This is a genomic window from Corynebacterium frankenforstense (genome assembly GCF_030211955.1).
GTDB lineage: Bacteria > Actinomycetota > Actinomycetes > Mycobacteriales > Mycobacteriaceae > Corynebacterium > Corynebacterium frankenforstense_A.
This window is the reverse complement of the sequence record NZ_JASODI010000081.1, coordinates 1-254: the sequence shown is the minus strand read 5'-3', so window position 1 is coordinate 254 and position 254 is coordinate 1. Positions and strand designations below refer to the sequence as shown.

Here is a 254-nt window from a genome sequence, read left to right as displayed (position 1 = left end):
AGGCTCCTCGACGAGTACAACGGGCCGGACACACCCGCCCCGCAGACCCGTAGCCTGCAGTTCATCAACTCCAGGACCAAGGGGCAGGGACTGTTGTTCCGGGGTTCGTCGGCGGAGATCGCCGCGCTTCGCCACGCCGCGCACGCGGCGGCGGCGAAGGTAGTCGGTGAGGACAACGTGGACGCCGAGGCCTGTGGTGAGGCGTTCTCCAAGTTCCTTTCCGAGGGTGCGCCCGGGTCTGTTGTGCATGCGGT

General features: G+C 67.3%; 1 protein-coding gene. It reads left to right on the top strand.

All coding sequences use genetic code 11. The features are described 5' to 3' along the window. A partial coding sequence (locus tag QP119_RS11610) for a hypothetical protein (protein WP_284776324.1) occupies window positions 1-254 on the top strand: 254 nt, incomplete at both ends.